General features: G+C 51.2%; 5 protein-coding genes. 3 read left to right on the forward strand and 2 right to left on the reverse strand.

All coding sequences use genetic code 11. The annotated features are described in order from the left end of the window. The first annotated feature begins 874 nt into the window (after positions 1–874). Together treP and treC are read left to right on the forward strand one after the other, a co-directional pair. Complete coding sequence (gene treP / locus HMPREF3090_RS01010) at positions 875–2,839, forward strand: PTS system trehalose-specific EIIBC component (RefSeq protein WP_067973435.1); 1,965 nt, start codon at positions 875–877, stop codon at positions 2,837–2,839. Positions 2,840–2,854: 15 nt separating this feature from the next. Beyond that, positions 2,855–4,519: an alpha,alpha-phosphotrehalase gene (treC, locus tag HMPREF3090_RS01015; RefSeq protein WP_067973431.1), complete on the forward strand. Its 1,665-nt coding sequence runs from the start codon at positions 2,855–2,857 to the stop codon at positions 4,517–4,519. A 546-nt stretch (positions 4,520–5,065) separates the two neighbouring features. Here the strand turns inward: treC and HMPREF3090_RS01020 are convergent. Both HMPREF3090_RS01020 and ilvD read right to left on the reverse strand, forming a co-directional pair. After that, positions 5,066–5,374, reverse strand: a complete 309-nt coding sequence (locus HMPREF3090_RS01020) for an antibiotic biosynthesis monooxygenase family protein (protein ID WP_067973429.1) — start codon at positions 5,372–5,374, stop codon at positions 5,066–5,068. Positions 5,375–5,709: 335 nt separating this feature from the next. Next, on the reverse strand, positions 5,710–7,413 hold the full coding sequence (gene ilvD, locus HMPREF3090_RS01025; RefSeq protein ID WP_180754589.1) for a dihydroxy-acid dehydratase: 1,704 nt from the start codon (positions 7,411–7,413) through the stop codon (positions 5,710–5,712). A 280-nt stretch (positions 7,414–7,693) separates the two neighbouring features. On the opposite strand from ilvD, the gene HMPREF3090_RS01030 reads away from it, so the two are divergent. Then, entirely contained in the window at positions 7,694–8,881 is a 1,188-nt protein-coding gene (locus HMPREF3090_RS01030; protein WP_070485744.1) for a glycosyltransferase family 4 protein, read from the forward strand. The last annotated feature ends 990 nt before the right edge of the window (positions 8,882–9,871 follow it).

Genomic DNA, 9,871 nt, shown 5'->3' on the forward strand with positions numbered 1-9,871 from the left:
AAACGGAAAAGAGCGGCTTTAGCCGATCGTTCCGCTTGGGTGAAATCACTCCAAGCCTGCCAGACCGAACCCAACTAGGAAGGAAAAGCAATGCTCCTTCAACATATAATAATCCAACAAGCTAGGCTTCGGCCTAGCTTGTTTTCCTTCTAAAATCATGCAAAATTAAGAAAATCTGTACTTGTTGGCTGATGGTCCGGGAATCCGCAAGGGGCAAGTTGCACTCGGAGGCCTGGAGTGTGGGTTGGCAAGGTTTAACCCACAGAGAAGATGCCTGAGTGGGGATCGATACACTCTTACCCACACTAAAGGCATCTGAGTGAGGGTTCAAAAGTTACAACACTCACTCGAAGGCAGCAATTGGGGCTTGGACAAAGGTGCCAGCTCCTTTTTTTTAAAAATTTGTTCCAAAAGCCAGTTCCGACATTCATTCCATATAGGTCATGAAGGGTAACGTTTTCATCTCCTCGGAATTTATTGTAAAATTCAATTGGGCCATAATAATTCTCCTTTCGATGCCAGAAAGCTTCTACCTACAGCAATTTAAACATAGATTATTATGGCCCTTTTTGTGTGCCGTTATTTCGATTTAATGAACTGACTTGCTAAGAAAGCGGGTATTTGCGCTCAGAAGCTCCGAATGCAAATAGAAAGCGGCCATTTGTGCTCAGAAGCTTCGAATGCAAATAGAAAGCGGCCAATTGCATCCAGGGGCTTTGAGTGCAAATCCAACCGTGCAAGGGATGCTCACTCCTACCATATGTCAAGAAGTTGGATTCCTTCCAGCTTCTTTTATTTTGGTTTACTTTCCTTGGTGTAAGGGTTTACTTTGGGTATAATGGGGGTGATAAAGAATGATTGAGGAGGAGAGCTTATGGCAGATTTTAAAGAAGATGCGGCGGTCCTGGTGGAGGCCATCGGGGGTCGCGAGAATGTGGCGGCAGTGACCCACTGTGCGACCCGGATGCGTTTTGCCCTGGAGGACCCGGGAAAAGCCGACGTGGAGCGAATTGAGTCCCTGCCCTCGGTGAAGGGGACCTTTACCCAAGCCGGACAGTTCCAGGTGATTATCGGTAACCAGGTGTCAGAATTCTACCAGGCTTTTGAAGCAGTGTCGGGCCTGGAGGGGACCAGTAAGGACCAAGTTAAGGACCAGGCCAAGGGTAACCAGTCGGCCTTCCAACGGGCCCTGTCCTTTATGGCAGAGGTTTTTGCACCGATTATTCCGGCCTTTATTGTTGGGGGCTTGATCCTGGGCTTTAGGAACTTGTTGAGCGGGATTCCCTTGGACATGTTGGACGGGCAAACCCTGGTAGAAGCAAGTACTTTTTGGGCGGGCTTGGATGACTTTCTCTGGCTGCCTAGTGAGGCCATCTTCCACTTCCTACCGGTCGGCATTACCTGGTCCGTGGTGAAGAAGATGGGCGGAACCCAGATTCTGGGGATCATCTTAGGGATTACCCTGGTCTCTGGTCAATTGCTGAATGCCTATGATGCGCCGGCCGCTATCCTCAATGGGGAGGTGCCGGTCTGGGACTTCGGTTTCTTTACTTTGGATAAGATTGGCTACCAGGGTCAGGTATTGCCGGCTCTCTTCGCAGGTTTGACGCTGGGTTACTTGGAACGTTTCTTCCGCAAGCACGTGCCGGAGTACCTGTCGATGATCCTGGTTCCCTTCCTGGCCCTCTTCCCTTCGATTATCCTGGCCCATACCGTGCTAGGACCGGTGGGTTGGCGGATCGGGACCTGGATTGGGTCGATTGTTTACGCCGGTCTGACTTCAGGTTTGAGTTGGCTCTTCGGAGCAGTCTTTGGGGCCCTTTATGCGCCCCTGGTGGTGACGGGCCTCCACCATATGTCCAATGCCGTCGACGCCCAGTTGATCGCAGACTACCAAGGAACGGGGCTCTGGCCCATGATTGCCCTCTCGAATATTGCCCAGGGTTCAGCAGTGCTTGCGGTGTGGTGGATGACCCGCCACGACGAAGAGGAGTCCCAGGTCACCATTCCAGCCGCTATATCAGCTTATTTAGGAGTCACGGAGCCGGCCCTCTTCGGGATCAACCTCAAGTACATGTATCCTTTAGTGGCCGGGATGATTGGATCTTCCTTGGCGGGCCTCCTGTCGACAGCTACCAAGGTGACCGCTAATTCGATTGGGATCGGTGGCTTGCCTGGCTTCCTCGTCATCCAGGTCCCTTCCATGGCTTGGTTCTTCCTAGCCATGCTGATTGCTTTAGTCGTCCCCTTTGCCCTGACCATTCTCTTTAAGAAGACCGGCTTTTTGGTTAAAGATAGTTCGGGGCAAAAGGTGAGCGCTAAGCAAGATGCTTCCGAACAAGCTAGCCAAGCGGCACCGACTTCCGCTAAGGCAGAAGCCTCTAAAGAAAGAGTGGCCAGTGTCGCCAATGGCAAGGCCAAGGCCATTACAGAAGTGGCTGATGAGGTCTTCTCCCAGAAGATGATGGGGGACGGCTTTGCGGTGGAACCGACAGATGGCCGGGTCGTTTCACCTATCACCGGCCAAGTGACCAGTGTTTTTCCTACCAAGCACGCGATTGGTTTGGAGACGGATTCTGGTGTGGAAGTCCTCATCCACATGGGTTTAGATACGGTTGATTTGGAAGGGGAACCTTTCACCATTAAAGTTCAAGTCGGCAACCCAGTCGATATCGGAACAGAATTGGCGGAGATGGACTTAGAGGACATCCGAGCAGCGGGCAAGGGGACCGATATTGTGGTAGTCTTTACAGAAGCTGACCAGTATGACCAGCTCGACTTTGATTTCGACCAGGCCGACCAAGCTGGCCAAGGCCTAGGCTATATTGTGAAGAAATAGAAAGGAGTTTCATTGATGGCTTTTCGTGAGATGACAGTCTACCAAATCTATCCTAAGTCTTTCCAGGATAGTGATGGGGACGGCTTCGGTGACTTGAGAGGGATTATCCAGCGCCTGCCTTACTTGGAAGAGCTGGGGGTGACGATGATTTGGCTGAGTCCGGTCTATCCCTCGCCCCAGAATGATAATGGCTATGATGTGAGCGACTACCGGGCTATCGACCCTCGCTTCGGGACCATGGCTGACTTTGAAGACCTGGTCCAGGAAGCTGACCGGCGCGGCATGGGCGTGATGATGGATATGGTCTTTAACCATACGTCAACTGACCATGAATGGTTCCAGAAGGCCTTGGCGGGTGATGCGACCTACCAGGATTACTATATCCTCCGCCAAGCCAAGGCTGATGGGAGCCTGCCGACCAATTGGCAGTCGAAGTTTGGTGGCCCAGCTTGGGAGCCTTTTGGCGATTCCGGCCTTTACTACCTCCACCTCTATGATGTCAGCCAGGCCGACCTCGACTGGCACAATCCTGCCGTCCGCAAAGAATGCCAGGCCATTTGTAATTTCTGGCTAGATAAGGGGGTGCGGGGCTTCCGCTTCGATGTCCTCAATGTGATCGGTAAGGATCCTGTCTTAGTCGATGGGCCCGGCGATGGGGGTAGCCAGGAGAAAGCCCTCTATACCGATACCCCGCGTGTCCACGACTGGGTGCGCCAGCTGAACCAGGCTAGCTTTGGCCAGCGCACGGATACGGTGACTGTGGGCGAAATGTCTTCCACCTCGGTGGCTGAGGGGGTCAAGTACACCAATCCAGACCGTGATGAGTTGAACATGATCTTCAACTTCCACCATCTCAAGGTGGACTATCCCGAGGGTGAGAAGTGGGCCTTGGCCGATTTTGACTTCTTATCTCTTAAAAAAATCCTCGATGACTGGCAGCGCGGCATGTCTGACGGAGGCGGTTGGAATGCCCTCTTTCTGAGCAACCACGACCAACCCCGCCAGCTGAGCCGCTTTGGCGATCCGGAGAATTATCCCTATGAATCAGCGACCATGCTGGCCCAAACGATTCATCTCATGCGGGGGACGCCCTATATTTTCCAAGGCGAAGAGCTCGGCATGACCAATGCCAACTTCCAAGCGATCGAAGACTACCAGGATGTGGAAACTCACAATGCCTATCGAAGCCTACTGGAGGCCGGCAAGTCTCAAGCAGAGGCCCTAGCCATTGTCCAGGAGAAGTCCCGGGACAATGCGCGGACCCCCATGCAGTGGGAAGCTGGCGGCCAGGCGGGCTTCACGACAGGGACGCCATGGCTGGCAGTGAACGATAATGCGGACCAGGTCAATGCCCAGTCGGCCTTGAGTCAGCGGATCTTTGCCTACTACCAGGACTTGATCCAGCTTCGTCAGCACGATCCGGTGATTAGCCAGGGTGACTATGAGGGCCTCTTCCTCGACCATCCCCAAGTCATGGCTTATCGCCGCCGCTACAAGGACCAGGAAGTCTTGGTGCTGTCTAACTTCTACGCAGCCCCCGTGAGCTTGGACCTGACCGCCACCGACTTTCAGCCTGACGCCGATAAAATCATGGGCAATGGGCCCTTAGACAAGCTCTCCGACCAAGTCAATTTGGCCCCTTATGAAACCGTCGCCTTCCGTTATCAGAAGAAAAACTAAATATTTTTTAGAAATGCCTAAAAAAGTGTTGACGTCCCCCTGAATACCTGCTATACTATAGTCAAGTTAAACAAATCGCTTGGCACCGTCCAAGCATAGCATGTCAGTTGTTCCAACTGGCACAGCTAGCGAATATGCGCTAGCACCACGGGAAATTAAGCGAGCAAGAACGCCCAGAGCCAACTTGCATCGCTTTTTTTGATGTATAGGGTGTGAGGGCACGCGGTTAGCAGTTTTCAATTTGCGTTCAGAGGCTTTGCATGCAAATTGAAAGCTACCTCTTACTAATCCCATCCAAACTTGTCGGACCGCATCCAGTTGGATCAGTCATTCTCTTTTAACTAGTGGCTGAGATTAATTATTAAGGAAGCAAAAAGACGAGTCCCTGAAAAGGAGCTCGTCTTTTGCTTTATAGTCTAACCCTTATTTAGTCGGGTTCGCAAAGGCAGAAAGGGAGTGACTTCAGCAAAGTGGAACGATCGGCTAAAGCCGCTCTTATCCTCTTTGCCTCCAGTCATCCCTTTCTAACCGCCTTTGCTCACACCCTTATTTTTTGCCTTCTAAGATGACTTGGCTGTCAAATTTTCCTGCGGTCATTGAAATGATTTCTGACTTGTCAGGGTCGTTTGGTTGGTCACGCTTGTCGGATGCTTCCCAGGCGGCCCAGGCGTCTTTGTTTTCCCAGCGGCCGATGACGAAGACAATATCTTTGCCGTCTTCTTGTTCTTCGGCTTTGAGGACAGACATGTCGATGAAACCGTCTTGTTCAGTGATGATTTCACGGTCGCCTAATTTTTTGATCACATCTTCAGTGTGTTCTGCTTCAGTAGTAATTTTTTGTAAAATAACAAACATTTAGCATCCTCCTCTATTTAATCTAAATCTAGCATAACAAGAAACCCGCCCAATAACAAAAGTTACGCTCAAGTCTTCTTATATTCTGGCAATTCAGCGTTTCCAAAAGCTATTGCAGAAGAAAAAGAGTGTGACAAAAGTCGATCAGGCCTGAACCACTGGAACGAACTATGGGAAATCGTTGTTAAACGATTGGACATAGGTCGTGAAGTGGATGTCATGACTGACTTTTGGAACACGTTTTTGAAAAATGTTCGCTTTTTAAAAAGAGGCCGGAACTTTTTTCCAAGCCTCTTCTTTAGAATTTTAATTATGCATGCGGAATACGCATTCGCCTAGTCTTCGTCCCGGTTGACGTAGTCGGTGACGGCGCCGCGGTCGGCAGAGGTGACGTTGTGGGCATACTTACCGAGCGCACCTTTCTTGAGGAGTTCTGGGAGGACCAGTTTTTCCCGACGCTTGGCTAATTCTTCGTCGCTGACTTCAAGGGTGATGGACCGGCTTGGCACGTCGATGGTGACGGTGTCGCCTTCTTCAACCAGGGCGATGGTCCCGCCGACAATGGCTTCAGGGGCGATGTGTCCGATAACCAGACCGTGTGACCCACCAGAGAAGCGGCCGTCAGTCAAGAGGGCAACGGATTCACCTAAGCCTTCACCCACTAAGATAGAGGAGAGGGAAAGCATTTCAGGCATACCTGGCCCGCCTTTAGGTCCCACATAGCGGACGATGACAACGTCGCCTGGGACAATTTCTTGCCGGGTCGCTGCTTCAACAGCGTCGTCTTCTGTGTTGAAGACGCGGGCAGGCCCGGAGTGGTGCATGACCTTAAGCCCAGAAAGTTTAGACACACAGCCCTTTTCAGCTAGATTACCGCGCAGGATGATCAATGGACCGTCTTCACGTTTAGGCGCAGAGAGCGGCATGATGACGTCTTGTCCTTCGCTCAGACCTGGCATTTCTGCCAAGTTTTCGGCTAGGGTCTTTCCTGTAACAGTCAGGCAGTCGCCGTGGAGGTAGCCTTCTTCTAACAAGTATTTCATCACCGCTGGGACGCCGCCGACTTTGTAGAGGTCGTTGAAGACATAGCGGCCAGAAGGTTTCAGGTCAGCCAAGTGAGGGACGCGTTTTTGGATACGTTCGAAGTCTTCTAAGGTCACGTCAACTTCTACCGCATGGGCGATGGCCAATAAGTGAAGGATGGCGTTGGTTGACCCGCCCAGAGCCATAACCAAAGTAATAGCATTTTCAAAGGCTTCCTTGGTCATGATATCTTTAGGATAGATACGTTTCTCGATTAGCTTGCAGACTGCTTGGCCGGCTGCCCGCGAGTCATCGTGCTTCTCTTGGGATACGGCAGGGTGGCTGGAGCTGCCTGGTAGAGACATGCCCAAAGCTTCTGCGGCTGAGGCCATGGTATTAGCGGTATACATCCCACCGCAAGAACCGGCGCCAGGGCAGGCATTTAATTCAACGTCGCGGAAACGGTCGTATTCGATGGTTCCAGCGGCGTATTGGCCAACTGCTTCGAAGGCGGACACAATATCAATATCCTTGCCTTCGCGGTCTTGGCCCGGCAGGATGGTGCCTCCGTAGACGAAGACAGCAGGGAGGCCCGCATTGGCAATCCCGATCAAACAGCCGGGGATATTCTTATCGCAGCCCCCGAAGGCCACAACCCCGTCCATGTTTTCGCCGTTGACAACTGTTTCAATGGAGTCGGCGATTAAGTCACGGGAAGGCAGGGAAAAGCGCATCCCCTGGGTCCCCATCGAGATCCCGTCAGAGACCGTAATGGTATGGAATTCGAAGGGGTGGTAGCCGTAGTCCTTAATGGCTTGGATGGTTTCATCCGCTAGGTCCCCCATATGCATGTTACAAGGGGTAATATCGCTCTCGGTATTAGCAACCCCAATCTTAGGTTTCTTGAAGGTTTCATCGGTTAAGCCTACCGCCCGCATCATCGCACGGTTCGGCATTCGTACGTCTGGATCGTAGACTTGACTTTGGATCCGATAATCTTTTTCTTGATCTGCCATCATGACACTTCCTATCTTATTAATGTGAATATTATGAATCATTATAAGTTATTAAAAATAATAGCACAAAGTTAAACTAAAAGCAAAACAATCTAAGACTTATCTCATCTTATACTCATCAAAAACAATTCTAATCTAGACGACTTTGAAAGAATGGATGGGAAAGATCTATACTTAAGCTTCCCCTAAGATTATCAGGGGAGATTGCGCTGCTTTGTGGGGGTTTGCTATAATAAGCATGCATGGTAAGAAGTGGAAGTTAAGGAGCGTACTGTTAACGATGAAGATTCTAATCACAACTGACTTATATAAGCCTGCTGTTAATGGCGTGGTGTCTTCTTTAATGACTTTGCGCGAAGAATTGAGGGGGGGGGGCCATGATGTCCGGATCCTGACCCTGGGAGACAAGCAGGCCATTGCCAAGGAGTCGGGCGTTTATTACCTCAATTCCATCAAGGTGGGGAAGATCTATCCTGGCGCCCGCATCAGCCTGCCCATCAACCACAGTATTATCCGGGAGATTATTGACTGGGCCCCAGACATTATCCATACCCAGTGTGAATTTTCGACCTTTCACGCGGCGCGGACCATTGCCAAGGCCCTGGATATCCCTATTGTCCATACCTACCACACGGTTTATGAAGATTATACCCATTATTTCTCCCCCAGCAAGGCGACAGGGAAGAAGATTGTTTCGGTGGTCTCCTACCTGACCCTGCGCGCGACCGATGCGGTGATTGCGCCCAGTAAGAAGGTGGAGCGGCTCCTGCGCGATTATGGCGTCGACCAGACCATCGAAATTATTCCAACAGGGATCAAACTGGCCCGCTTCCAACAGGCCTTGCCGGAAGAAGAATTAAAGGCGCAGAAAAGGGCTCTGGGGCTGAGCGATGACCAGCTCGTCTTGGTCTCCATCGGGCGGCTGGCCAAGGAGAAGAATCTCCAAGAAATCATTGCCTATCTCGCCCGCTTGCAGCGGCCGGACCTCCGCCTGCTTGTGGTGGGCGACGGTCCTTACCGCGGCAACTTAGAAGCTGAAGTGAGTCGCTATCACCTAGAGGACCAGGTCATCTTTACCGGCAAGGTCGCCCAAGAAGACGTCGCCCGCTACTACCAGCTCGGGGATATCTTTGTCAGCGGCTCGACCAGTGAAACCCAGGGCCTGACCTATATCGAGGCCCTGGCTTCCGGACGGCCCGCCCTCTGCCGCGCCGACGATTGCCTGGAGGCGGTCCTAATTGACGGCTACAATGGCTACCAGTACCACGATTTCGACGAATTTGCGGCCTATTTAGACCGCTTGCAAGACCAGGGTACCCGCCGCCGCTTAGGCAGCCGGGCCGCCAACTATGTCCAACAGAATTTCTCCTCCAAGGTCTTTGGGCTCTTGGTGGAATCCGTCTACCAGCAAGTCCTAAACAAGCGCCAATTCGCTAAAAATCAAGAATCCCGAGCAGATAAATCATAGAATGAAGCAAGGCCCTCCCAAGCATCTGAGTTAAGATCTTTGGGAGGGCCTTTTTTGTTTAGAATGTATGGGACGTGCGGCTTGCTTTTGTATGGCTCGTTAGCAAGTCAGTTCATTAAATCGAAATAATGGCACACAAAAAGGGCCATAATAATCATGCTTAAATTGCTGTAAAAAGTGATGCTTTGGCATCGAAAGGAGAATTATTATGGCCCAATTAAATTCTACAATAAATCTTGAGGGAATGAAAGTGTTAACCCTTATGCCCTATATGGAATGGATATCAGAACTGACTTTTGGAACAGATGTTTAAAAAGGAGCGGGTGCTTTTGTCCAAGCCCCACTTGCTGCCTTCGAGTGAGTGCTGGGGTCAGTCAAGCCTCACTTGCGGGGCTCAATTGTGTGTTGTAACTTTTGAAGCCTCACTCTGAAGCTTTTAGTGTGGGTTAGAGTGTATCAATCCCCACTCGGGCATCTTCTCTGTGGATTAGACCTTGCCAATCCCCACTCCAGGCCTCCGAGTAGAAGTTGCCCCTTGCGGATTCCCGAATCATCAGCCAACATGTACAGATTTTCTTGATTTTGCATGATTTAAGAAGGAAAACAAGCCAGGCCGAAGCCTAGCTTGTTGGATTATTGTATGGTGAAGTCGGGTTTGGTCTGGCAGCTTTCGTGTCACTTCACAAGTCTCCGCCGCAGTCTTGCAGACTGCTCTGGCGACTTGCTCCAGTGAAGGAAAGCTGAGCGCCAGCCCTTACACCCTATAGTCGGGTTCGAGGATGCAGAAAGGGCTCCTCTTCACAAAAGGGAACGACCGGCTAGAGCCGTTCTTATCCCTTTTGCTCCAGAGGTCCCTTTCTACCCGCATCCTCTCACACCCTGTATAGTCGGGTTCGGTCGCGCAGAAGTGGCTCCTTCTTCACAAAGTTCCGCCGAAGTCTTCTAGACTTCTGTGGTCTTTTGCTCCAGAGATCCACTTCTACCCGCGCT

The organism is Aerococcus sp. HMSC23C02, from assembly GCF_001806805.1.
Lineage (GTDB): Bacteria > Bacillota > Bacilli > Lactobacillales > Aerococcaceae > Aerococcus > Aerococcus sanguinicola.